The sequence below is a fragment of the Pantoea sp. GM_Pan_3 genome, from assembly GCF_026541045.1.
In the GTDB taxonomy this organism is placed as follows: Bacteria; Pseudomonadota; Gammaproteobacteria; order Enterobacterales; family Enterobacteriaceae; genus Pantoea; species Pantoea anthophila.
Map to the genome: position 1 here is coordinate 94,151 of NZ_JALNVA010000004.1, position 24,152 is coordinate 118,302.

The following is a 24,152-nucleotide window of genomic DNA, read 5'->3' on the forward strand; positions in this document are numbered from 1 at the left end:
TTCTGGCAATTCCGTTTGCGACCATCCGTTATTTATACAGTTCTGCGGTCATATGAACACGGTTGTTGGTGTTCGCTTCGGTGATTTTGTATTGCGCGCCCTGTTCCTGTGCCTGAGCAGCGATTTTTGACTCTGCGCCATCCAGTGTTGAGGAGGTGACAGACACGCTCTGCGCGAAGCTGCCAAATGAGATCAGTGAAAGGGTGGCGAGAGCGGCAATTGAAAGTGCTTTTACGTTTTTCATGGTCATATTCCTGTTTATCAATGAGGAGGATGTGTGCCTCCGATGGGAATAATAATAACCATAGTTACCATATCAATATTAACTATTAGTGCGGTAATCGTGATCATGCTAACTAGTTGTGTCGGGTTGTGCTCATCTCAGGCTGGTGAGAGAACCTTTGCAGAGAGTCTGACACGCTTATCCGGCAGAAAAACGAAAAGAATAGTGATGAACTATAATGGGTTGCGGATCACTGAATATTAAGCGGTAAATTTCAGTGATTCCTCAGAGTCCGTCACGACTGACGGACAAAACAGAAGAAGGCGCGATTAACATCGGGTATGACGCGCCTGAACTCTTAACCTGCAACGCTTACAGGGAGCGGACATGAAGATTCTGATGGTTTTGACCTCACATGATGAGCTGGGTAACACCGGCAAGAAAACCGGTTTCTGGCTGGAAGAGTTTGCCGCACCTTACTATGCCTTTCTTGACGCGGGTGCAGACGTAACCCTGGCATCCCCACAGGGAGGACAACCTCCGCTCGATCCTAAAAGTGATGAAGCCGACTCTCAGACCGCGGATACCCGTCGCTTCCATAGCGATTCGGCTGCGCAGGCGGTGCTGGCTTCTACCCACAAACTGGACAGCGTGAGCCCGAATGCCTTTGACGCTGTATTCTATCCGGGCGGCCATGGCCCGCTATGGGATCTGGCAAATGACAAACACTCCATTGCACTGATTGAGCAGACCCTGCAGGCTGGCAAACCGGTAGCACTGGTCTGCCACGCACCAGGCGTATTGCGCGATGTGAAAAATCCGGATGGCACGCCTCTGGTTAAGGGGAAGAAAGTCACGGGATTCACTAACAGTGAAGAGGAGGGCGTTGGCCTGACCGACATCGTGCCATTCCTCGTGGAAGACGCGCTGAAACAGAATGGCGGTCTCTATTCACGGGGAGAGGACTGGCAGTCCTATACTGTCCAGGATGGTCTGCTCATTACCGGGCAGAATCCGGGCTCCTCTTCTGAGACCGCGAAGGTTCTGCTGGCGAGTCTGAAAAAATAGCGTCGGGTCTTTCACAGGGGCGTCTGTCGGCGCCCTTGTGATCGCCTTTTAATCCTCTCTGTCAAAATAGTTACCTGCCGAATTATTCAGGATCAATATATCGATTATTACTCCCTGCATAATTTCCGGAACACTGAAGATATAAACATGGGTTAAATTCCAGTGTTGACATTATTTATATCAGAGGTAGATTAAGAATTATCAGCGGCATGAAAGTGCCCTGACACACCGGGAATTAACGGTGTTATCGGTGTCGATGGACTTATTCGCTTAAGCTGTCGGCGGTTCTGTTAAACATTGTTGTCATCAGCTCTTTTGAGTTAATCACAATCCTGTTAAATCGAGTCGTAGTAACGCACTGAGAGATAAGCAGTATTGCATCGCGATGATGTAAAGCCTCGTAGTTCTGAACGTGACTTTACGACGGTTACGGTTGCGGATTACACGTCGTAATGAATGTAAGGCAACGCATCAAAGAGTATATATCGCGATGGGGGTGTGCAGATTTATACGGGCCTGACCTGTCTTTGTCTCACGAAAGACTCTCAGGTGGTTGAGACCGTTAATAATAGTGACATTCTGTAACCGTGTTCATTATTATCCGCAGAATCTGTTCATAAATAGCTGTACCAAAGTTGTTCCTGTTTATTAAGTTAGTTAATGGTAAATGTTAAATCAGTAGTAACCTAAAAGCCCTGGCTGTCTTAGTCAGGGCTTTTATCTTTCTTTCCAGCATTTAATCGACTCTTGCTCAGTGACCCTTCTCTTTCAATGTGACCGTTCCGGCTCTGTGACAGTCCGATGACAATTTCCTGCTCTGGATGGCAATTCAGCCAGTCTGGTCCATAGTGAGTATTTGCCGGCTGGTTTATACATTTATCTGCGCCCGGTTCGGGTGCCTGTCCAGAGAGGGTAACATGTCTGCAGAATCTCCAGAGGATATTGCCAGCGATCTGTCTCAGTTCGTGGGTACGCACTTTGTCTATACCTATGATAATGGCTGGAAATATGAGTGGTACGCGCGTAACGAAACGACCTGTGACTACCGCATTCATCAGGGGCTGGTGGGCGGCCGCTGGGTGACCAACCAGAAGATGCACGCGGTTCAGTTTGCCCCGGGTATCTATAAAGTAGACTGGCATGAGCCGACCGGAACCTGCGTCAGCCTGCTGTTCGATCTTAATCGCACTCTCCTGCACGGAACCATCTTCTTCCCGCAGTGGATCGCCGGAGAAGGTCAGCATCCTGAAAAAACTATCTGCTATCAGAATGACTTCATTGAGGATATGCATCGCTTCCGCGACGAAGGCCCCGCTTACCCCTACGTGATTATTCCTGAGTTCGCTAAGGTCACCTACATGAAAAATGAGGGGCCGGATAATGATGAAGTGATCAATCTGGCTCCCGGCCAGATGCCTGCTGACTATTTTGATGACAAGTAAGTGGCCGGGCTACCCGCCCTGAGAGGCGGGTAGCCGGTTGGGATAAGAACCTTTATCCCGCGGCGTGAATGTCCGCCTAAGGAGGCGTCACGGCCGACTGCCGGGCCAGCGTGCGGGCCAGAATAGATGAATAGAGCGGTTTGCCCCCCAGGAACTGCGCCAGCAGCGTCGCGCCCAGACAGGTGATAATCATCGGTAAGATCAACTGATAGTTGTCGGTCATCTCCAGCACCAGCACGATGCCGGTGAGAGGTGCTCTGACCGAGGCCGCAAACAGTGCACCCATTCCCGCAATAGCGAACGTACCGGGCTCCAGCTGATAGAACGGAAAGAGATCGGTCATCGCCACACCAAACGCGGTACCCAGCAGGGTTCCCAGCGCCAGCATCGGCGCAAAAATACCGCCCGGCGCACCTGAACTGAAACAGAGCAGGGTGGTAATCAGCCTCACCAGAAAGATCAGCAGCAGCAGCGCGAAGGGGAAGACGCCATGCACAGCCTGGGGGATCAGTTCTGAACCGCCACCCGCTCCTGGGGCGAACAGCAGCGCCAGAATGCCACAGCCGCCCCCTAACAAGCCCCCCGCCAGTACAACCCGTGCGGCTTTACCGGCGTAGAAGCGGGCAAACATATCCTGCGTCAGAAAAATCAGGCGATTAAACAGTACACCAACCATCCCGATAATCATGCCCAGCACCAGGTAGAGCCACAGCGTCTGCACCGGCGCATCCGCCAGTTTGCCTACGGAGATGACCGCCTGTTCGCCGTTAAAGCAGCGAAAGACGATGCTGGCCATAATCACGCCGGTAAACACGGCCTTAATGGATATCAGGTTATAACGGAATTGCGGACGCATCTCTTCAATAATAAACAGAATGCCCGCCAGGGGCGCGTTAAACGCCGCTGCCAGACCGGCCGCCGCACCGGTTGCCAGCAGCGTATGGCGCGCCTCATTGCTGCGCATCCCGAGAATATCAATCACCATCCGGCCGATATTGCCGCCCAGCTGCACCGTCGGGCCTTCCCGGCCCAGTACCATTCCGGCACCCAGCGTGCCCATACCACCAAAAAATTTCACCGGAATCACCCGCCACCAGCGCACCGGCCTCAGCTCCTCCAGTGCCCCTTCAATTTCCGGAATACCGGAGCCACCGGCTTCGGGGGCGAAGCGTCTGACCAGAAAATAGCCGACCATCGCCAGCAACGCCGAGATGGCAAAGGCGGCCACATAGAGTGTCCAGCCCTGAAAGTGGGCGGGTAGCAGTGTGTCGGCGCGCCATTGCTGGATAGCCTCAACGGCGCGGGCAAAGGCTACCCCGGCCAGGCCAACCAGCGAACCGACCAGCGCAGCGCAAAACAGCATCGCCAGCGGCGTCTTATCACGGTGGAGCAGGGCGCGGAACATCCGGCTGCGTGCCGCGATGGAGCGGGGGACATAAACCGGTTGCGGTATTTCTTCATTCATTGAGATGGATTCTTGTTCAACCAGACCAGCGCTCCAGTGTACTGAGAGATAAGGTGAAAACAAACGTCAGGATCAATTTCAGCTGAGGAAAGCGGCTATTTCGCCTGCGGTGGACAAACCACTTGCGCCATGCGTTCGCGGTAGGCTGGCGTATCCTGATTTTTCAGTGTCTGAGCCACGCACTATCGACCGACTGTGGCGTTGTCGCCACGGTTGACGCAATAATCATAGCAACACTGGCGTGACAGGGAGCCGACATGCAGCCACATTCTACTGAAATCCTCACCGCTGACTGTTGTATTGTCGGGGGCGGCCCGGCTGGCCTGATGCTGGGCTATCTGCTCGTCCGGGCAGGCGTGCGCGTGGTAGTCATCGAAAAGCACGCTGATTTTCTGCACGATTTTCGCGGTGACACCATTCACCCCTCAACGCTGGAAACGATGCACCAGCTTGGCCTGCTGGAGGCATTTCTCAGGCTGCCGCATCAGAAGGTCGAAAAGCTGGAGGCGGAGATTGCCGGCCAGAAAGTCACCATGGCCGACTTTTCCCGCCTGCCGGTTCAGTGCCGCTTTATCGCTTTTATGCCGCAGTGGGATTTCCTGAATTTTATTGCCGATCACAGCGCCCGATATCCGGGCTACACTCTCCTGCGGTCAACCGCCTTTGCGTCGCTTAATGAGGAAAATGGCACGGTCAGTGGCGTCACGGCACTGCGCGGAAATCAGCGCATTCATGTCCGCTGCAAAGTGGTGGTGGGTGCGGATGGCCGACATTCTCAGGTACGCGCAGCGGCAGGATTGACCAGTCAGGCTTTTGGCGCGGCACGGGATGTCATCTGGTTCCGTCTCAGCAGGCAGCCGCACGACCCTGATATGGGCGTGGGGCATACGGGACCGCGACGAAACTTTATCGTTATCGATCGCGGTGACTACTGGCAGTGCGGGCTGACTATCCCCAAGGGGGAGTTTGACGCGAAACAGGCCGCCGGACTTGATGCGTTTAAAGCGGAGATCGCGGCCCTGTCACCTTTTGAAGCCGCGCGAATGGCGGAAATCGAGGACTGGACGGCGTTTAAGCTGCTCTCTATCCGCATTGACCGGCTCGATAAGTGGGCGAAGCCTGGTGTGCTCTGCATTGGCGATGCGGCGCATGCAATGTCGCCCATAGGTGGGGTGGGTGTGAATCTGGCGATTCAGGATGCGGTGGCGACGGCGAATATTCTGACTGCGCCGCTTAAAGCCGGTGAGCTGCAGCTGCGCGACCTGGAAAAAGTGCAGAAGCGCCGTCAGTTTCCTACCGTTGCCACGCAGTTTTTGCAGATCAAAATGAGCCGCAAAAAGAGCAAAAAGAAAACCGGTGGCAGCAGTCGCATCCCCGGGATGATCGGTCGGCTGCCTTTTCTGAAGTTTATGGCCGGTCGCCTCATCGGACTCGGGTTCCGGCCGGAATCGCCGCAGGTTGCACGTGGTAAGGACAATAAATGATTTCGACAGCGTTCAGATATCATGCGACACTGTTTCGCTGTGGAATTACTGTCAGATTGAGCCGCTATTTATCTGATAATTGGGCGCTAATTGAGCATTAAGCAGCGAAATTATTTCGAATTTTGCGCCTGCATAGGAGAGGTTTCGTGCATAACGAGCAAAATGGCAGTGACGTGAAACGACTGAGTGCTATTAAGGCACTGCTGTCACCGGATGAAACCCGGGATGAGGTGCTGGAGAGATTTGTGAATCTTGCCAGTGAGGTCCTGGGTATCTCAGGCAGCTTCATTTCGATTATTGACGACCATAATCAGTATATTAAAGCCTCTCGCAACTTCGATCTTCAGCAATCGACCCGGGATGAGTCACTTTGCCGCCATGTGATTGATGGCGAAGGCCATCTGGTGGTGGTCGACACCCTGCTGGATGAGCGCTTCGTCACCCACCCGTTTGTAGAGGGCGATCCGCATATCCGTTTCTACGCCGGTGTCTCGCTGCAGAATCTTGAAGGTTCGGTACTGGGAACCCTCTGCGTCACGGATACCGAGCCTCACCCCTTTACCGACGAGAAACTGACGGTTCTGCGCTCACTGGCAACGCTGGTCACCTCGTTTCTGGATGCCTGGAACAATGCGGGCTTTGCCGATGTCATCACGCATCTGCCGAATCGTCCACGCCTGCTGCGCGATATTCAGCAGCTGACCCTGACCGCACCGCACAGCCGCTTTCGTCTGATCCTGATCGACTGCATCGACATTATTCGCGCGTATGAGCTTTCACGTGCCGTCGGGATCGCACCGATGGAGAAACTGCTGAAGCAGATGGCAGAAGATGTCGCTCACCGGCTCAATCTGACTGAAAACGAAACGCTCTACAGCTTTGCACCGGGCCGCTTTGCCATTATTCAGCCCTGGTCTGGTCGCTACACTGCGCAGAATATGATTGACCTGTTCACAGGCCTCAAGGCCGACCTGGCCGAGAACATTACGCTCGATCTGGATGTTCACACCGGCGAAACCGAATTTGTGCCGTCGCAGATGGATGCCAATGAAACGGTGCGTCAGGCAGTGAGCGCGCTGCACGAAGCGATTGATGAGAACATCAGCGCGATGGTGTTTGATGAGAGCTACGATACACGTCGCACCGATGACTTTATGATCATGAACGATCTGGCGCAGGCGCTGCATAAAGATGAAGAGCTTTATCTCGCCTGGCAGCCCAAAGTCTGCCTGAGAACCGGCAAAACCGTCGGGCTGGAGGCACTCATCCGCTGGAATCACCCTGAGCGGGGTGAACTTTTTCCTTCGGAATTTATTCCGTTAGCGGGTAAAACGAATCTGATTTCCGACCTCACCAACTGGGTCATCGATCACACGATAGAGCAACTGGCGCGCTGGAATCGCGAATACGATCTGATTCCGGTCTCCATTAACGTCAGTGAACGTGATTTCTCAAAAGCAGATTTTGCCGACAACCTGCTGGCGAAATTGACGGCCGCGCAGCTCCCGGCCTCGATTATGGGTATTGAATGTCTTGAGAATGAACTGATCACCAAAAGCGATGTGGGGATCAAGGGGCTGGAGGCACTGAAATCGCACGGCTTTGTCATTTCACTGGATGATTTCGGCGTAGGCTACAGCAACATCAGCTACCTGCAGGATATCCCGCTGGATGTGATCAAAATCGATCGCTCCCTGATCTCGCGCATGGGTGAGGATGAGGCATCTAAAATCATCGTCAGGTGCATTATTCAGATGCTGAAAGAGCTCAACTACACCGTTCTGGCGGAAGGGGTAGAGACCGAGTCGACGCTGGCACTGCTGAAAAGTTACGGCTGTGACGAAATTCAGGGTTACTTCTTCTCAAAACCGCTGCCCGCCAGTGACATCGAACACTGGCTCTATCAGAAGGTCCGCTAGGAAATCGGCCCGCAGCGCACGCTGCGGGCCGGTCTCTTATTCGCTGTCAGTGGCGTAGCGATCAACCGGGGTCATGCGTTTAATCAGCTGGTTATCGAAGAGAAATTGTTCATAAGCCTGATAGCGTGCGCGATCCAGTTTTGCCGGATCGGCGGCGAACAGCGGCAGCGTCGCCATCCATGACTGGTGATTCAACGGCGTATTCAGTTCCGGATGGGCGCGGGCAAACCGTTGCCAGCTCGCTTCAGGCTGGGCCTGTAACGTCGCATTTCCCTTCTTCAGTGCCCGCAGAAATTTTCTGATCTTTTCTGAATGCGCCTCATCCCGATGGGCCACGATGATCAGCTCGTCATAAGCCGGAACGCCGTAATCTTCAACGTTAAACACCACCGGATCTTTCCCCTGATCTTTCATCTCCAGCGCTTCGATGTTGCGATAGCCACCGATCACCGCATCCACTTTTCCGGTCAGCAGGGCGCTGGTGAGCTGAAAGTTGACGTTAATCAGCGTCACCTGATCGGCCTTTACTCCCTCATGGCTCAGCATGGTCGCCAGCGTCGCCTGCTCAATACCGCTGACGGAATAGCCGATGCGTTTGCCTTTTAACGCCCCCGGACTCTTCATCGACCTGTCGAGTGTGATCAGCGTATTCAGCGGCGTATTGATCAGGGTGCCGACCCGCATCAGCGGCAGGCCCTGGTCGGCGAAGAAATGCAGCTGAGGCTGGTAAGTGATGGCTAAGTCTGCCTGCTTTGCGGCCACCAGGCGCGGCGGCAGCGCCGGATCGGAAGGGGGAATGATGCTGACCTCCAGCCCCTCTGCGGCAAAGGCGCCGGTCTGTTGTGCCACCATGATCGGCGCGTGATCGGGATTGATATACCAGTCGAGCACCAGCGTCAGTTTTTCCATTGCCTGAAGGGGAGTGGCGAAGGCGGCACCCAGCAGCAGGGTAAAGAGCGGTATTTTCGTCATACTTTTTTCTCGTCAGTTAAGGTCATTAATCCGTTTCGGGGGCCCAGCTAATCAGGCGACGGAGCAGGAAATCGATGAACAGCCACAGCAGCAGCGTCATCAGCACCAGAATGAACAGTGCGGCAAAGCAGAGATCACTCTGCATCCGGGCATTGGCATTCAGCATGACGTAGCCCAGTCCTTCCGCTGAACCGACCCACTCTCCGATAATGGCGCCAATCGGGGCCACCGCGGCCGCCATCCGTAAACCGGACCCCAGCGCGGGCAGTGCCGCCAGCAGCCTGACATGACGCAGCTGAGCCGCGCGTGAGGCGCCCAGCGTGCGGGCCAGATCGAGATAGCCGGGCGGGACGCGACGCAGGCCATCAAAAAAGGCGGAGGTCACCGGGAAAAAGATGACCAGCACCGCCATTGCGACTTTGGCGCTCATCCCGAAGCCGAACCAGAGCACCAGCAGGGGCGCCAGCGCAAACACCGGGATCGCCTGGCTGGTGATCACCAGCGGCATCATCCAGCGCTGCAATCGCGGCGAAAAGGACATCCCCAGCGCCAGCAGGGCGCCCAGCAGCACGCCCAGCGCCATGCCGCTGAGGATCTCCGTCAGGGTGATGAGGCTGTGCTGGCTGAGATAGCGGGCGTTCTGCCAGAGCGCGGTGGCGACCGCCGGGGGTGAGGGCAGCAAAAAAGCGGGGACGGAAAGGGAAATGAGCCACCACAATCCGATGAGGCCTGTAAAAAGCGTCACACCCCGGCGTAGTCCGCCAGATCGTTGTCCTGACGTCATCCGGCTAACCTGCTCAGCTGATTCAGCAGGGCAGCCTGACTCCGGATGACGCTGACATCCTCTGCCGCCCGTGGAGGCTGCCCATGGAGGGAGGGAGAGGCTTCGATACCCGTGGGGCCGATCACCAGCAGATGATGACTCAGCCGACAGGCTTCTGCGGCATCATGCGTTATCAGCAACACGGTGTGCCCGGCCAGCACTTCCGCGGCCAGCGTCTGAATCTGACTGCGGGTCAGGGCATCCAGCGCAGAGAAGGGCTCATCCATCAGCACCACGGGCTGGCGGGTGTAGAGGGTGCGAGCCAGTGCGGCGCGCTGACGCATCCCGCCGGAGAGCGTCGCGGGCCGAGCGGTGGCATAACGACTCAGACCGACACGCGCCAGCAGGTGCTGCGCCCGCTCACGATCGGGCTTCTCCCCGTTCAGGCGGCTGGCCAGACAAACGTTCTGCTCCACTGTCAGCCACGGATAGAGCAAGTCCTGTTGTCCCATCCAGGCGATGCGTCCGGTCAGCGGCAGGCCATCACTGCCGCTGACCTGGCCGGAGCAAGGCGGTAACAGACCGGCAATCACCCGCATCAGACTGCTTTTACCCACGCCGCTCGCCCCCAGCAACGCTGTAAACTGGCCACCCGCGATCTCCAGAGTGAGCTGGCTGAAGAGCTGCTGCTGACCCAACCTGAGTGACAGCTGACGGATTGCGATACCGGGCGGCGCCGAACAGGCTGACGGAATCATGGGCTGACCTGCAGACTGGCCGAATGATTAAGTCCCATCTGCCAGAACGCAGATTCCAGCCGTGTGGCGGTAGTAAAAATCTGCGCCAGAGAGGCAAAACGCTGCTCAGCCGCACGCTCGCCCGCCAGGGTTTCAAACAGCGAAAGGGCGTTGCGAACGCCGTTCAGATAGGACTCATCGCCGTAGTTTTCTATCCACGCCGCATAAGGATTACCGCTGAAGCGGGTTGCAGGATCCTGTAGCAGGGTCAGACCCGTTTCAGCGTACCCGGCGACACAGGGCATCAGCGCGGTCAGCAACTCCAGCGCATCGCCGCTGTGACCCACATCCAGCACATAGCGGGTGTAGTTGAGCGTTTCCACCGCCTCCGGTTCGCTCGCCATTGCCGCTTCGCTGATGCCCCACTGCTGGCAGTAGTCCAGATGCAGCGGCAGTTCGCTGACGATGGCGTTGAGCGACGCCGTCGCGCTGCGCAGGGCGTCCGGTGCGGAGAGCTTGCTTATCAGCAGGCCCCAGGCGCGGGCGAAGTGCAGCAGAAACAGATAATCCTGGGTGAGATAATGGCGAAACGCGGCGGGGGGCAGCGTACCCTGACCGAGCTGTTGTACAAAGTCATGTGCCACATAGGCGTGCCAGTGAGGGCCAGCCTGCTGACGCAGACGACCGTAAAAGCCGGTTTCGAAAAGCGGATGTGTCATCAGATCTCCTGTCACAATGGAGATCCGGGCATACGGGCTGGAACAGGGAGTGATGCAGGAGATGACGCAGAAATATCTGCCGACCCGTCCCTTCGCTGGCATGACCCAGATCAGGTTCAAAGGGTTCGGCTTACGCCATCTCAGCCCATAACAGGACACCCCTCGGAGACATCGGTTATACGATAATTACCGGCAGAGTACAACGGCAGGTTGACTGCATACCTGCGGCGTCGCTGACAGGCGTATCACCGCAGACACAACACTCAATAAGTGACGTTGTCACTCAAGATCGGCTCCGTTGCTGGCAATGACCTTCTTATACCACCAGAATGACTTCTTACGCGTGCGGGCCAGCGTACCACGCCCGAGATCGTCACGGTCAACATAGACAAAACCGTAGCGCTTACTCATCTCACCGGTTGAGGCCGCCACCAGATCGATACAGCCCCAGCTGGTGTAGCCCATGACCGGCACGCCATCTTCAATCGCGTCACCCATCGCGCGGATGTGTTCACGCAGATAGCTGATGCGGTAGTCGTCATGGATTTCGCCACTGGCATCGGGTTCATCGCGTGCGCCCAGACCATTTTCGACCAGGAAAAGCGGCTTCTGATAGCGGTCATACATCATGTTCATGGTGATCCGTAATCCGAGTGGATCGATGCCCCAGCCCCATTCACTGCGCGGCACATGGGGATTCGTCAGAGACTTCACCACATTGGCGGCGCTGCTGTTCTGCTCGTTCATCTCCGCCGAGGCGCAGCGTGAGGCGTAGTAGCTGAACGAAACAAAATCGACGCTGTTTTTCAGAATCTCCGCGTCACCCTCCTCGATCTTCAGCGTTACGCCTTTCTCCCGAAACAGCCGGGCCGCGTAGGCGGGATAGGCGCCGCGTGCCTGCACATCGATAAAGAAGAGGTTTTCACGATCTTTCTCCAGCGCTGCCCAGACATCCTCCGGTTTACTCGACCAGGGGTAGAAGTTGCCGCCCGCCAGCATGCAGCCAACCTGGTTAGCCGGATTGACCTCATGCGCAATGCGGGTCACCTGCGCGCTGGCGACCAGTTCATGATGCGCCGCCTGATATTTCACCTGCTCAGGATTCTCGTCGGGTTCAAATACCAGTCCGGCACCGGAGAAGGGGCTGTGGAGCAGGATATTAATCTCGTTGAAGGTCAGCCAGTACTTCACCAGACCATCAAACGCCTCGAAACAGCTGCGGGCATAGCGGGCAAAAAAGTCGATCATTTTACGGTTACGCCACGAGCCATACTCCGTCACCAGATGCATCGGCACATCGAAATGGCAGAGGGTGACCAGCGGTTCGATCTGATGTTTCCGGCACTCTTCAAACACCGAACGGTAAAAAGCAATGCCTTCCGGGCAAGGTGTCAGCTCATCGCCGTTGGGATAGAGACGGCTCCAGGCAATCGAGGTGCGGAACACGCTGAACCCCATCTCCGCCATCAGCGCGATGTCCTCCCGGTAGCGATGATAAAAATCGATCGCATTATGGCTCGGGTAGAACTCGTCGTCGCGAAGCGCAAACCGTTTTTCAAGACCGAGTTTGACCGGCATCCGGTGCGGGCCATGCGGGATCATATCGACGGTGGTTAACCCTTTTCCGCCTTCGCGAAAACCGCCTTCGCTCTGGTTGGCGGCCAGTGCACCGCCCCATAAAAACCCTTGCGGAAACCTTGATTCAGACATGCATTCCTCTTTTCCGGGTCGCTAAGACCCTTTCCTTTAGTGGCTGTTAATGGCGTTAACGCGTTCGGGTACGGCTGCCGGTTGTGTCGTGGTGGTGGCGTCGGTTTCAGGGATATCTTCAAAGCCTAACAGCAGCGTCAGCACAAACGACAGCACCACAGACAACACCATCACCGCGCCGACCCAGACAATACTCATCGGGTTGGTGGGATCAAAAAACTGCACGCTGGTGAACAGGCCAGGCGACGCCATTGAGTGGCTGGCCAGCCCGCCAATGCCCGCTACCGCGCCGCAGATAAAACCGCTGATCAGACAGGCGACCAGCGGGCGTTTCAGGCGGACGGCCACACCATACAGCGCAGGTTCTGAAATGCCGGCAACGATAGCGGAGGCCGCCGCCGCGAGCGCGGTCTGACGCAGTTCCCGGTTTTTGGTGCGGAAGGCTACCGCCAGAGACGATCCCCCCAGCGACAGGTTGGCACCAATCTCGGAGGGCATCACCATGCCCTCTTTGCCGGTTTCAGCAATGGTCTGAATGATGGTCGGGGTAAACACCCGGTGCATACCGGTCATCACCAGCAGGGGCCAGATCGCGCCCATAATCGCGACCGAGAGCCAGCCGAGATAGCCATGGACGGTGTAGACCAGCGCAGAGATGCCGCTGCCGATCCAGATGCCAATCGGACCAATCAGCACGATCGCGATGGGTGCGGCAATCAGCACAATCAGCATCGGTTTCAGGAAGTTTTTGGTGACGGCCGGGGTAATGCGGTCCACGCCGCGCTCAATGTGTGACAGGATCCAGGTCATCACCAGCGCCGGAATCACCGTGTAGGTATATTTCACCGCCGTGACCGGAATGAAGGCAAATTCTACGGCCTGACCCTGCGCCGCTTTCGCCATCAGATCGATAAAGTTAGGGTGCACCAGCACGCCAGCAATGGCGATCGCCAGCGACATATTGGTTTTAAACTTCAGCGCGGCAGAGGCGGCTACCATCACCGGCAGGAAGAAAAAGGCCCCGTCGCCAATCACGTTGAGGATCACCAGCGTGGAGGAGCCTTTTTCAAACACACCGGCCATATCCAGTATCATCGCCAGCAGCTTAACCATCGACCCGCCGATAATGGCCGGGATCAGCGGTGACATCGTGCCGACCAGCGCATCCAGAATGCCTGCGCCGATGCTTTTCAGCGTGATTTTGCGTTTCACCGGCGTGGATGAGTCGGCGGCAGGGGATCCCATCGCCTGCAGCGCCTGAAAGGCCTGAGAGACGTTATTGCCAATGATCACCTGACACTGGGTGTCGTTGTGAACCACGCCCATCACGCCATCGATCGCTTTCAGCCGGGGATAGTCCACCTGGGTTTCATCTTTCACCACAAACCGCAGTCGGGTCATGCAGTGCGTTACGGCTTCGATATTGTTGAGGCCGCCTAGCGCATCGACGATGGCGCGTGACACCTCGGCATAGTTTCTGGGCATGATCGCTCTTCTCTGTAGGGTAAATCGGTCAATGTTGTTATGTTTTTGCGCCTGCATGCAGGCAGATAGGAAACCGGTTTCACAAAATCATGAAGGGCTTTTATGTCCGGGACAAGCCTAAAAATCAGCCAGATTTTCGTTTTGTGACCGGCGTCACCTGCCATTGGCGCAAAGGCCGGCTGAGCGCGAGGGTAAATATTTCCAATATTGAGAGGCTTAGGTAGACTGCAGAACGACGCAGTAAAGGAGCATCAGCATGGCAACGATTCAGGAAGTGGCGAACAGGGCGGGCGTCTCAAAAGCGACAGTGTCACGCGTGCTCTCCGGCAAGGGGTATGTCGGTCAGGAAAAGCGTCAGAGAGTTCTCGACGCGATTGCCGAAACCGGCTACCGCCCTAATCTGCTGGCGCGCAATCTGGCAACGAAAAGCTCTCAGACTATCGGGCTGGTGATCACCAACACCCTCTACAGCGGAAGCTACTTCACGGAACTGATGGCGCACTCGGCGCGCATACTGGAGCAGCAGGGCCGCCAGCTGATTCTGGCCGATGGCAAACATACGGCGGAGCAGGAGCAGGCGGCAATTCAGTTTCTGCTCGATCTGCGCTGCGACGGCATCATCATCTATCCGCGCTTTCTGTCCATTGATGCGCTGGATGCCATTATCTCTCGTCACAAACAGCCGATTTTAGTCATCAACCGGCGGCTGCGTGTCAATCAAAGCTACTGCATCTACAGCGATCAGCACGCCGGCAGCGTCACGGCGGTGAGTCATCTGCTGAATCAGGGGCATCGCGACATCGCCTTTATTACCGGATCGCTCGATTCCCCGACCGGGGTGGAACGCCTCTCCGGCTATCGTGCCGCGCTGGCAGCACAGGGTATCGACGCCGATCCGGCGCGTATTGTGTCAGGCCGCTGGACGGCTCAGAGCGGGATGGAGGCCGTGGATACGCTGCTGGCACGCGGGGTATCCTTCTCCGCGCTGGTGGCGAGTAATGATGAGATGGCGATCGGGGCGATCAAACGGCTTACAGCGTGCCGGATAGCGGTGCCCGATCAGGTTTCAGTGATCGGTTTCGATGATATCCCGCTGGCACCCTACATCACCCCGTCATTATCCAGCATGAAACTGCCGGTGACGGAGATGATCAATGAGACGATTCATCGCCTGCTGACCATGCTGGATGGCGGTGACTGGTCTGCCCATCCCCCCTTTACCGCCAGCCTGATGCTGCGCGATTCGGTCACGCAGGGACCGGGCGCGGTTTAACCCGTGGCGACCGTTATCACGTTAACTGCGCGCGCCTTAAGCTGCTCTGCCGTGACGGCATCCAGCGTTTCATCGGTAATCACATGCCCGACCTGATAACCGGATGAGAGCGGATAGGGATGGATCTGGCCAAATTTAGAGGCATCGGTCAGGGCGTAGCTTTCCGCCCCTTTTGCCAGAACGGCATCCACCACATCACAGCGCAGCATGTTGCGACCGGTAAAGCCGGTTTCCGGATGCCAGCCATCCACGCCGACAAATGCCCGGTGAAAGTGAACCTGCTGAATGGAGTAGCGGGTCAGCGGGCCGACAACCGACTCACTGCTTTTCTGCAGCATCCCACCCAGCACAATCACTTCGCAGGCCGCCTCACGCAGAAGCTGGGCAATGTAGTGGCTGACGGTAATCAGGGTCAGATCGGCACGGTCAGCCAGCGCGCGCGCCAGCAGGGCGTTGGTGCTGCCGCCTTCAATAAATACGGACTCCCCCGGCTCAACCAGACGGGCGGCGTGAAGCGCCAGCGCCTGCTTGATGGGATAGCGGGTGTTCAGGCGGGTACCGACATTATCGCTGTCCAGCGCCAGCGCAGAGCCGTGAACCCGCCGCAGCAGACGGTCACGCTCCAGCAGCGTGAGATCCTGACGCACGGTAACTTCAGAAACCCCGGTGAGCTGTGCCAGTTCACTCACCGTCACGCTGCCCCGGCTATTAACCAGTTGAATAATCTGATGATGTCGCGGATTCATAATGGGATGTCGCAGAAAAACAGGAGTGGCAGTGTATCAGGGTTTTCCCCGCGCCGGTGCAGCGCGGGGGCAGATCAGGCTAAATCCAGCGAGCGACGTCCGTTAAGATTGAGATCTTCCGGCCTGAAACGTTGATCCCACGACGCTTCATAATGCTCCGGAGGAAAATCGCCTGGCGAATGACCCTGCGCCAGCGCCTGTGCGACATGGCGGGCATAGAGGCGGTTTTTTTCACACAGCGGGGCGGCCGGAATGTACATCACATTGCTCCAGCCCTGCTGATCCCTGACCGGCGCCACGGCGTGAATCACATCACAGTGCCACCACACCGAATCCCCGGCCTCTAAGGCCGGTATCGGACAGAGTCCGGCCATCAGATGCGGATGCCACTGCTCGTTAACCGGCAAGACCCGGCCTGGGGCAACGCCGCAGAGCTCATCCTCCGGTACATCCGAAAGCAGTGGACGCAGCAGCACATAAGCCATCGCCTGCGGCACCGGCACGACGTGCAGCAGGCCCTGACCGGGGATCATATCAGAGAGGGCAGTCCAGCCCTGAAAGGTGCGGAACACAGAACATTTGGTGGTGCCAGGCAGATCATACTCATCCACTTCAGTGCGGTGTGCCGCGTCCCAGGGGTCATAAGCGGCAAAGTCACCGTGAAACAGCTTACTGAAAACCTGCTGGTAAGCCGGGAGCAGCCAGCGTTCCAGCGCGCCGGAATCGGTATGAGCCCCTAATCCGCCGGAGGTGGTGCCAGGCAGGCGACGGCGAATGCGATCGGGATAGATGATGCTGACATCCGGGTCAAACCACTCTTTGCCCTGTGAATCAAAGGTCCATAACCTGTTCAGGAAAGATTGCGCGTGCGCCATTGCCGGGCTTTGTCGCGCCTGCATTTGCGCCTGCGACCAGTAAACAGGATAAATTTCAGGACGCGAGGCGGCCAGCGTGCCAAAAAAATCATCGCCCGGCCCGCGATACTGTTCGTCAAACCGGTTGAGCTCCAGATAGTCGAGCATCGACTTATCCCAGGCCAGCGCCTGGTCCCGGGGAAAGTGCTGCTTAATCACGACACAGCCGCGCCGTTTAATCCGCGCCCGGGTTTCATCTGAAACCTGTCCGTCTGCAATATCCTGCATCGGCACTACTGGCCAGGCGCTGCCCGTCCACTCCTCATCCGCTTTTGCCTCCGCAATCGCCGCTTCGATGTTGTCACACACCTGCCGGAACAGGCCTTCAACATCACCTATCTGCTGCCGCAACTGCTGTTTCACTGCGCGTATTGCCGCTTTGACGTCTTCCGGCAATGGGGTCGATCGGGTCTCATCACGCATCTCAGGCTCCTCACTATTCGGGTTGAGTTACGAATGTAATTAAAATAACCTTCATTCGTAATTTGCGGCTGAGATTAACATCTTTTTAACGCTCCGAAACGTGCGTGATAACACAACTCCGGAACCGGAAGGCTCCGAAAGCCGTTAGCAACGTCACTATTTGCATTCTCATTAATCCACACAGCGAGTAAGCTTTATGAATCAAATCAATCAGCCGTAAGGACAGAACGGCGACTCTATAGGGGCAGGTGAGATGGCGGTTAAGATGATTGCGGTGGATATGGATGGCACCTTTCTGGACGACAACAAAGCGTACAACGTTCAGCGGTTTTCACGGCAGTATGCGCTGCTGAAGCAGAAGGGCATCCGTTTTGTGGTCGCCAGCGGAAACCAGTATTACCAGTTACAGCGCTATTTCCCCGACATCAAAGATGAGATCGCGTTCGTCGCGGAGAATGGCGCGTGGGTTTCAGACTGCAACGAAGAGATCTTCTGTGGCGAGCTGGCCCGCGAGAAGGTGCATAAGATTCTGGATATCCTCGCGCATGAACCCGATATTGCGGTGGTGGTGTGCGGGCGTAATGGCGCTTACATGCACGCATCGGCTTCTGACGAGGTGATGGCTAAGCTCTCAAATCACTATCACCGGCTGGAAAAACGCGATGACCTCTATGCCATTGACGATACAATTTTTAAATTCTCGCTGAATCTGGAGCATGAAGGAGTGGATGCCCTGCTGCAACGGCTGCATGCCCGACTCGGCGAGCTGGAAAATATCATGCATCCGGTCTCCAGCGGGTTTGGCTTTATCGACCTGATCATTCCTGGCTGCCACAAGGCGCATGGCATTGCGCTGCTGCAGGAGAAGTGGGGCATCAGCGACTGCGAAGTGCTGGCCATCGGTGACAGCGCCAACGACATTGAGATGCTGCGTCAGGCCTGTTTCAGTTTCTCAATGGCGAATGCCGCCGCTTCTGTCGCCGCCGTGGCGCGATATCAGACGCAAAGCAACAATGAAGAGGGGGCGCTGAATGTGATCTCCCGCATGCTGGCGCGCGAATTTCCCTTTGAGTGAGGCCGGGCCGGGCTGACAGGCCCACCTGGTCCTCCTTACACCTCCCGATGGCTGCGCGCGTGATCCTCCATTTCATCCAGCGCAGCCTGATTTTCCAGGCCCCACTGATACATCTGCTCAATCGGCCCGGCAAATGTCATGCCCAGCGCGGTCAGGCTGTACTCCACTTTCGGCGGCACCACCTGCCAGACATGGCGTGCAACCAGCCCGCGCTGCTCCAGCTCGCGCAGCGTCTGAATCAGCATCTTCTTTGAAATTCCCTGCAGGCTCCGCTCCAGCTCACCCGTGCGCGCACGGTGTTCCGGCCAGTGATAAAGCGCATGCAGCACCATCGTGCTCCACTTGACGGAAAAGAGTTCCAGCAGGCGGCGCGGCGGTGAATCCGCATAAAACAGCAGTTTTCCATCAACCCAGGCTGGCATCATTGCCTCCTTAGCAGGGTGGTAACCAAAAGGTAACTACTACCAAAACCGATCCCATGTGTCTATAGTGTGCCGCTTTCTTTACGACCATCAGGTGAGAAGAGGCAACAGATGAAGATTAATGCACTGGTCGCCAGTCAGGCAGATCAACCGCTGCGCGCAGGTCAGGTGGAGTTACGCGAGCTGCAGGCTGACGATGTTAAACTCGAGATCCTTTACTGCGGCGTCTGTCACTCCGATTTGCATATGGCGCGCAATGAGTGGGGCGTAAGCCGCTATCCCCTGGTGCCGGGTCACGAAATTGTCGGCCGGGTGGTGGCAGTGGGTGAGAACGTCACTCAGTTTGCGGTCGGAGAGATCGCTGGGGTCGGCGTGATGGTTGACGCCTGTCGCGAGTGCCATTTCTGCCAGCAGCATGAAGAGCAGTATTGTGAGGCAGGCTTTACGCCGACCTACAACGGAACCGATAAGTACACCGGTAACACGACCTTTGGCGGTTATGCCCAGCATGTGATTGCCGATCACCATTTTGTCGTGCGGGTGCCCGATAACCTGGCGCTGAGCGCGGTGGCACCGCTGCTCTGCGCGGGCGTCACCGTCTGGTCACCGCTGCGCCACTTTAACGTCAAAGCGGGGGATCGCGTCGGGGTAGTAGGCCTGGGCGGCCTGGGCCATATGGCGGTTAAGCTGGCCAGTGCGCTGGGCGCAGAGGTCACCTTATTTACCACCTCGCCAGAGAAAGGGGCGGATGCCCGCCGGCTGGGCGCTAAAAACGTGGTGGTTTCCCGTGACGCGGCCCAGATGGCAGCCTGTCAGGCATCGCTGGATATCATTCTGGACTGCGTGGCTGCGCCACACGATCTCGATCCCTATCTGAATACGCTGAAAACCAACGGTCAGCTGGTGCTGGTGGGTATCCCCGATCAGCCTCATCCGTCACCAAATGTGACACCGATGGTGTTCCGCCGTCTGAGTATTACCGGCACCTCAATTGGCAGTATTCAGGAGACGCAGGAGATGCTCGACTTCTGTGGGCAGCACAACATCACGGCGGATGTTGAGATGATTACCGGTGAAGAGGTCGAAACGGCCTTTGAACGTATGCTGACCAGCGATGTGAAATATCGTTTTGTGATTGATATGCAGAAAACGCGCTGGTAACGCCAGGGGGCACGCTGTGAAGGCGTGCCCTTTACGATGCCCGCGTTGCTGAATGAGCGATGATAGTTACAACATACTGTTACGTTGCTGAATCAGGTTTCAGATAGCCGGGTGCGAAAGGGCTGAGCAGCCAGACCGGGCCTGTTGCAGCAAAAAAATACCCGGCTTGCGGGCCGGGTATCCTCTCGATTCTGGCGTTTTAGTTACGCCTGCGCGTCATCCGCTTTATCCTTCGCCGCTTCCTCTTTCTCTGCAGCATGAGTGAAAGGTTTGAGCAGCTGTATATCCAGAATCACATAGACCATGGTGCTGATGAACAGCGAAATCACACTGCCGAAGACGCCGCTGGTGGTGAAGGTCAGATAGTTATAGGTGACCAGCCAGGTCAGGCAGATAAACAGCGCGAGAGAAATGTAGAGATTGGGCACGGAGTAGTTACTGGTGCCGCCCCCCTGGGTATGGGTAGCTTTAAACAGATTGCCAATGGAATATTTTTCCAGCACCAGGATGGCATTTTCCCAGTTGCGCTGTTTACGCGCGCTGGCGCGTGTCAGGAACAGATAGAGAATAGAGACAAAAAAACCGGAGAAGGCGATCAGCACCGGAATCGCCTCCAGCGCATATTCGATGCTCTTATGGCCGGTGGTGGTGCTGAGATCCAGCGTCAGCGAGGCACCGAGCGCAGCATATAAAAACAGGAACAGCAGCATAAACGTCAGAGTGCGTTTCCAGTCACCGTCGACCTCTGCCTCTTTTTGCTGGATAGCCAGCTGAAGCGATTGCTGAATCTGTCGTGCCTGAGGTGAATCTGTGTCGAGCGTGTCGCAGGGCGCAGCAAAGAAGTTATGCATAAACAGCGCATCTTCTTTCTGAATAGTGATTTTCATCAGAAACCTGTGTGCGGAGAAATTTCCTTTATTCTAATCGGCACGACATGAATTAACAGTCACTTTGCCTTTTAAGCCCGCATTAATGGGAAATATACCTTCTCCCGCTTGTCCTTATGGGTGAGATTAACGGCCAGGATTTCACGGCTTTTCTGAAGCACGCAGTAATCGGGCATGACTATTTCTCCACAGGTGTGTCGAGCGCCTTAAACTGCTTGATGGCGTCATGAATATTGTTGGTTTCCACGGTCGCAATGCAGCGGTCACCGTTGAAAACATCATAACGGGCATTGCGCAGCTGAAACAGCAGATCGCGTCCCCGAAAGTGGATGCGTTTCTGTCTGACGCCAATGCCATGCCGCCGTAACAGGGCCTGTGACAGGCGATCGGTCTCTTTAGTCATTCCGTTAGCCTCCCGGCAGTACGTGGTCACTGCCAGTAAACCTGATAAACATTAGTTTTATATTAAGAGACAACCCTGTTTTTCGCATGGCCATCCGATGAAGCGGGACGAATGCGCTGCAAAGTGAAGAAGATGCGGGACAGAGGCGGTTTCTGACTTAATAAACCGTAAATGCGGTACACTCATCTCACCCTTCGCCACGAGACAGACTGCTATGAACGACAAGAAGATGATTTCCATTGATCAGTTCAACGCTGATGAACGACTGGCCGTCGAACAGACCGTTAAAGGGCTGATGGAAAAGTATCGTCAGCGCACCGGTAAAGAGCCGGATAGTAAAAAGGAAAAAGAATTCAGCAGTGAAGCGCGTCGGATCGTTATGACGGCAAAGCAGGAAAAAGAGAAAGCGCAGGCGCTGAAGGCGAAAAAACCCCTCCGCAAAAAGAAACCCTCCTCACTGACAGCCAGTGAAGTCAGCGACTTCAGCTGGTCCGCCTCGGTTGCTAAGGGCCGCAGATAAAAACTTCCCCATCGCGCTGACAGGCGACAGCAGTCATCTGTCAGCCGAACAATACCGGCTTTTAATGCGTAGTCGATCATTCTTAATCCGGCAATAAGAATATTCTGCAAACATATTACTTTTATTCACCAGTTTGGATAAACTGACGTAACCTTTCGCTGCTTCAGTCTGCATATGAACTATTACACACCTGACGATGCTCAACTGAGGCGGCGCGCCAGCCGATTCGTGCGCCGTATGTTTATGATGCGTCAGCTCGGTACGCTGCTCTGCTTTTTGCCCATCCTGTCAGTGCTGATGGAGCGGGGGAAATGCGCGGAACTCTGCCTGCTGCTGTTCGTCAACGCGTTTGTCTGGCCCTATGCTGCCTACAGGCTGGCTTTACGATCGCGCGACCCCACAGGATTTGAACGCAAGAGTCTGACGCTGGATGCGGCTTTTGGCGGCGTCTGGGTGGGGATGATGGCGCTGAGTCCTTTCCCCTCACTGGTTATCATGGCCGTACTGATTTCTGACCGCTATTCTGCGGGCGGCTGGGTACAGCTGAAATCTGCGCTGCAGGCCTTTTTGCTCACCTTTGTGCTGGTATGGTCCGTCGCGGGTGCACCGATCATGCTGAACTTCTCTACCCGTACCGCCTGGCTGACTCTGCCTCTGGCCAGCGTTTATCTGCTGGCGCTCAGTGTGGTTTCGCACAATCTGACGCTGAGCCTGCGTAAAAAGAATCGCGAGCTGGAGCGCATCGCGCTGATGGATCCCGGCCTGAAAATCCCGAACCGTCGTCTGTTTGAGCAGCGACTGGAAAGCGAATTTCTGCGCACTCAGCGAGGCGAGGGCAACGCCTGGCTCATGCTGCTGGATGTGGATCACTTCAAACAGGTTAATGACACGTTTGGCCATGAGGCGGGCGACTTTCTGCTGACAGAGATTTCGGCACTGTTACGCAACAGCGTCGGTCTGAAAGATATTCCCGCCCGATTTGGCGGGGATGAGCTGTGCGTCATTGTGCGTGAGGCCGATGAAGCCAGCATTCTGCGACTGGCTAAGAAGATCCAGGAAGGCATTACCTTGCTGCGGTTGCCTGCTTCGTCCACTTTTCAGAGTTCGGTGAGTATCGGGATTGCTTCAGCGCGCGAAGCGGCTTCGATTCATGAATGGCTGCGACGCGCTGATGAGGCGCTTTATCAGGTGAAGCGCGCCGGACGCAATGGTGTGCATGTCTGGCGGGCTTCCTCCCTCAACACACTCAGTGAAGTGCGCGACTGAAAAAGTCCAGAGCCTGAGACACTCTCAGGCCACTGGATTAAATTGCCGGGTAGTCACCGGTGCCTTCCGGCCAGGGCGTCAGCAGATCGAAGCCGCTTTCCGTCACGGCGACCGTGTGCTCCCACTGCGCCGAGAGTGAACGATCTTTCGTCACCACCGTCCAGCCATCAGACAGCACGCTGGTGCCCGCTTTACCGGCATTGATCATCGGTTCGATGGTGAAGATCATGCCCGCCTTGAGTGGCATTCCCTGGCCCGGTGTGCCGTAGTGCAGCACCTGCGGTTCGGTGTGGTAAATCTCACCCACCCCGTGACCGCAATATTCACGCACCACGGAGAAACCGGCCGCTTCTGCCACACGCTGTATTGCGGCGCCGATATCGCCCAGCGTTGCGCCCGGACGGACCGTTTTGATCCCGGCCACCAGCGACTGATAGGTGATCTCAACCAGCCGTTTCGCCCGGACTGATGGCGTGCCGACGAAGTACATGCGGCTGGTGTCGCCGTACCAGCCATCCTTGATGACCGCTACATCGATATTAACGATATCGCCATCCTTGAGCTTTTTCCCGGCCGGGATACCGTGGCAGACCACATGATTGACCGAGGTGCAGGTAGTGCGGGTATAGCCTTGATAGCCGATGTTGGCTGGCGTCACCTTCAGTTCGTTCACAATAAAGTCGTGACAGATATCATCCAGCTCTTCGGTGGTGATGCCAGGCCGGACGTGTGGCGTGATCATGGCCAGCACCTGCGCGGCAGCCTGTCCCGCTGCCCGGGCCATCTCGATTTCTGCTGCGGTATGAATTTTAACGCTGTTCATGACACATCTCCTTGTGTGGCGAGGATCTCTTCAGGAAGCATATTCCGGATATCGGTGCGGCCTTCCACCTCCAGCCGGATCAGCATCTGCGCCAGTTGGTGTTGGGTCTGCTGGGGATAGAGTTCCGCCAGCATGCCGATTTTAAGCCAGTGTTCAGCCTGTGCATTGATGGAGCGGCTCATCGCCTGACTGGCGATGCGCAGATTCTCATGCATCAAATCCGAGATTTTAACGATACCCATGCTAATCCTA

24 protein-coding genes and 1 riboswitch are annotated in these 24,152 nt (G+C 56.2%); of the genes, 9 read left to right on the forward strand and 15 right to left on the reverse strand.

Annotation, left to right across the window (positions count from 1 at the left end):
* Nucleotides 1–28: 28 nt before the first annotated feature.
* Nucleotides 29–244 (reverse strand): YdgH/BhsA/McbA-like domain containing protein, encoded by a 216-nt coding sequence (locus OXR04_RS13125; RefSeq protein WP_009092831.1) that lies wholly within the window; start codon nucleotides 242–244, stop codon nucleotides 29–31.
* 366 nt (nucleotides 245–610) lie between these two features.
* Between OXR04_RS13125 and OXR04_RS13130 the strand changes: the two genes are divergently transcribed.
* On the forward strand, nucleotides 611–1,291 hold the full coding sequence (locus OXR04_RS13130; RefSeq protein ID WP_058957080.1) for a type 1 glutamine amidotransferase domain-containing protein: 681 nt from the start codon (nucleotides 611–613) through the stop codon (nucleotides 1,289–1,291).
* 917 nt (nucleotides 1,292–2,208) lie between these two features.
* Nucleotides 2,209–2,733 carry a phenolic acid decarboxylase gene (locus OXR04_RS13135; protein WP_009092833.1) on the forward strand — a complete coding sequence of 175 codons (525 nt, stop codon included), beginning with the start codon at nucleotides 2,209–2,211 and terminating at the stop codon, nucleotides 2,731–2,733.
* 76 nt (nucleotides 2,734–2,809) lie between these two features.
* Here OXR04_RS13135 and clcA read toward each other — a convergent pair whose 3' ends face one another.
* Entirely contained in the window at nucleotides 2,810–4,198 is a 1,389-nt protein-coding gene (clcA, locus tag OXR04_RS13140) for a H(+)/Cl(-) exchange transporter ClcA (protein ID WP_267370727.1), read from the reverse strand.
* 257 nt (nucleotides 4,199–4,455) lie between these two features.
* On the opposite strand from clcA, the gene OXR04_RS13145 reads away from it, so the two are divergent.
* A complete protein-coding gene (locus OXR04_RS13145; protein ID WP_267370728.1) occupies nucleotides 4,456–5,682 on the forward strand; it encodes an FAD-dependent oxidoreductase in 1,227 nt (408 codons plus the stop codon).
* A gap of 146 nt (nucleotides 5,683–5,828) precedes the next feature.
* The gene (locus tag OXR04_RS13150; RefSeq protein ID WP_046102763.1) at nucleotides 5,829–7,601 is read left to right on the forward strand and encodes an EAL domain-containing protein; all 1,773 of its coding nucleotides are present in this window, start codon (nucleotides 5,829–5,831) and stop codon (nucleotides 7,599–7,601) included.
* Between the two features lie 36 nt (nucleotides 7,602–7,637).
* On the opposite strand, the gene OXR04_RS13155 is transcribed toward OXR04_RS13150, so the two are convergent.
* The 6 genes from OXR04_RS13155 to ascF form a co-directional block, all read right to left on the reverse strand.
* Nucleotides 7,638–8,573 carry an ABC transporter substrate-binding protein gene (locus OXR04_RS13155; protein WP_267370731.1) on the reverse strand — a complete coding sequence of 312 codons (936 nt, stop codon included), beginning with the start codon at nucleotides 8,571–8,573 and terminating at the stop codon, nucleotides 7,638–7,640.
* 25 nt (nucleotides 8,574–8,598) lie between these two features.
* Entirely contained in the window at nucleotides 8,599–9,357 is a 759-nt protein-coding gene (locus OXR04_RS13160) for an ABC transporter permease (protein WP_154928865.1), read from the reverse strand.
* A complete protein-coding gene (locus tag OXR04_RS13165; protein ID WP_267370734.1) occupies nucleotides 9,354–10,094 on the reverse strand; it encodes an ABC transporter ATP-binding protein in 741 nt (246 codons plus the stop codon). Before OXR04_RS13165 ends, OXR04_RS13160 begins: the two co-directional genes overlap by 4 nt.
* Nucleotides 10,091–10,792: a thiaminase II gene (gene tenA, locus OXR04_RS13170; protein ID WP_267370737.1), complete on the reverse strand. Its 702-nt coding sequence runs from the start codon at nucleotides 10,790–10,792 to the stop codon at nucleotides 10,091–10,093. Before tenA ends, OXR04_RS13165 begins: the two co-directional genes overlap by 4 nt.
* Nucleotides 10,793–10,862: 70 nt before the next feature.
* A riboswitch (TPP riboswitch) is annotated at nucleotides 10,863–10,965 on the reverse strand.
* 106 nt (nucleotides 10,966–11,071) lie between these two features.
* On the reverse strand, nucleotides 11,072–12,502 hold the full coding sequence (locus OXR04_RS13175) for a 6-phospho-beta-glucosidase (RefSeq protein WP_009092841.1): 1,431 nt from the start codon (nucleotides 12,500–12,502) through the stop codon (nucleotides 11,072–11,074).
* 36 nt (nucleotides 12,503–12,538) lie between these two features.
* Nucleotides 12,539–13,987, reverse strand: a complete 1,449-nt coding sequence (gene ascF, locus OXR04_RS13180; protein WP_140029350.1) for a PTS cellobiose/arbutin/salicin transporter subunit IIBC — start codon at nucleotides 13,985–13,987, stop codon at nucleotides 12,539–12,541.
* Between the two features lie 256 nt (nucleotides 13,988–14,243).
* Between ascF and OXR04_RS13185 the strand changes: the two genes are divergently transcribed.
* Complete coding sequence (locus tag OXR04_RS13185) at nucleotides 14,244–15,260, forward strand: LacI family DNA-binding transcriptional regulator (protein ID WP_046102756.1); 1,017 nt, start codon at nucleotides 14,244–14,246, stop codon at nucleotides 15,258–15,260.
* Here the strand turns inward: OXR04_RS13185 and OXR04_RS13190 are convergent.
* Both OXR04_RS13190 and OXR04_RS13195 read right to left on the reverse strand, forming a co-directional pair.
* Entirely contained in the window at nucleotides 15,257–16,006 is a 750-nt protein-coding gene (locus tag OXR04_RS13190; RefSeq protein ID WP_267370743.1) for a DNA-binding transcriptional regulator YciT, read from the reverse strand. The two genes, OXR04_RS13185 and OXR04_RS13190, sit on opposite strands and share 4 nt — an antisense overlap.
* Nucleotides 16,007–16,080: 74 nt before the next feature.
* Nucleotides 16,081–17,343 carry a DUF1479 domain-containing protein gene (locus tag OXR04_RS13195; RefSeq protein WP_267370745.1) on the reverse strand — a complete coding sequence of 421 codons (1,263 nt, stop codon included), beginning with the start codon at nucleotides 17,341–17,343 and terminating at the stop codon, nucleotides 16,081–16,083.
* 253 nt (nucleotides 17,344–17,596) lie between these two features.
* Between OXR04_RS13195 and OXR04_RS13200 the strand changes: the two genes are divergently transcribed.
* On the forward strand, nucleotides 17,597–18,418 hold the full coding sequence (locus OXR04_RS13200; RefSeq protein WP_267370747.1) for a Cof-type HAD-IIB family hydrolase: 822 nt from the start codon (nucleotides 17,597–17,599) through the stop codon (nucleotides 18,416–18,418).
* Nucleotides 18,419–18,453: 35 nt separating this feature from the next.
* Here OXR04_RS13200 and OXR04_RS13205 read toward each other — a convergent pair whose 3' ends face one another.
* Nucleotides 18,454–18,840: a helix-turn-helix domain-containing protein gene (locus tag OXR04_RS13205; RefSeq protein ID WP_009092848.1), complete on the reverse strand. Its 387-nt coding sequence runs from the start codon at nucleotides 18,838–18,840 to the stop codon at nucleotides 18,454–18,456.
* A gap of 111 nt (nucleotides 18,841–18,951) precedes the next feature.
* On the opposite strand from OXR04_RS13205, the gene OXR04_RS13210 reads away from it, so the two are divergent.
* Nucleotides 18,952–20,001: an NAD(P)-dependent alcohol dehydrogenase gene (locus OXR04_RS13210; RefSeq protein ID WP_267370749.1), complete on the forward strand. Its 1,050-nt coding sequence runs from the start codon at nucleotides 18,952–18,954 to the stop codon at nucleotides 19,999–20,001.
* A gap of 203 nt (nucleotides 20,002–20,204) precedes the next feature.
* Here OXR04_RS13210 and OXR04_RS13215 read toward each other — a convergent pair whose 3' ends face one another.
* Both OXR04_RS13215 and OXR04_RS13220 read right to left on the reverse strand, forming a co-directional pair.
* The gene (locus OXR04_RS13215; RefSeq protein WP_009092850.1) at nucleotides 20,205–20,888 is read right to left on the reverse strand and encodes a hypothetical protein; all 684 of its coding nucleotides are present in this window, start codon (nucleotides 20,886–20,888) and stop codon (nucleotides 20,205–20,207) included.
* A 178-nt stretch (nucleotides 20,889–21,066) separates the two neighbouring features.
* Nucleotides 21,067–21,291 carry a hypothetical protein gene (locus OXR04_RS13220; protein WP_009092851.1) on the reverse strand — a complete coding sequence of 75 codons (225 nt, stop codon included), beginning with the start codon at nucleotides 21,289–21,291 and terminating at the stop codon, nucleotides 21,067–21,069.
* A gap of 214 nt (nucleotides 21,292–21,505) precedes the next feature.
* On the opposite strand from OXR04_RS13220, the gene OXR04_RS13225 reads away from it, so the two are divergent.
* A complete protein-coding gene (locus tag OXR04_RS13225) occupies nucleotides 21,506–21,811 on the forward strand; it encodes a hypothetical protein (protein WP_009092853.1) in 306 nt (101 codons plus the stop codon).
* Nucleotides 21,812–21,985: 174 nt separating this feature from the next.
* Complete coding sequence (locus tag OXR04_RS13230; protein ID WP_267370752.1) at nucleotides 21,986–23,077, forward strand: sensor domain-containing diguanylate cyclase; 1,092 nt, start codon at nucleotides 21,986–21,988, stop codon at nucleotides 23,075–23,077.
* A gap of 37 nt (nucleotides 23,078–23,114) precedes the next feature.
* On the opposite strand, the gene map is transcribed toward OXR04_RS13230, so the two are convergent.
* Both map and OXR04_RS13240 read right to left on the reverse strand, forming a co-directional pair.
* Complete coding sequence (map, locus tag OXR04_RS13235; RefSeq protein WP_009092855.1) at nucleotides 23,115–23,900, reverse strand: type I methionyl aminopeptidase; 786 nt, start codon at nucleotides 23,898–23,900, stop codon at nucleotides 23,115–23,117.
* A complete protein-coding gene (locus OXR04_RS13240) occupies nucleotides 23,897–24,142 on the reverse strand; it encodes a ParD-like family protein (RefSeq protein ID WP_009092856.1) in 246 nt (81 codons plus the stop codon). Before OXR04_RS13240 ends, map begins: the two co-directional genes overlap by 4 nt.
* Nucleotides 24,143–24,152: the final 10 nt, after the last annotated feature.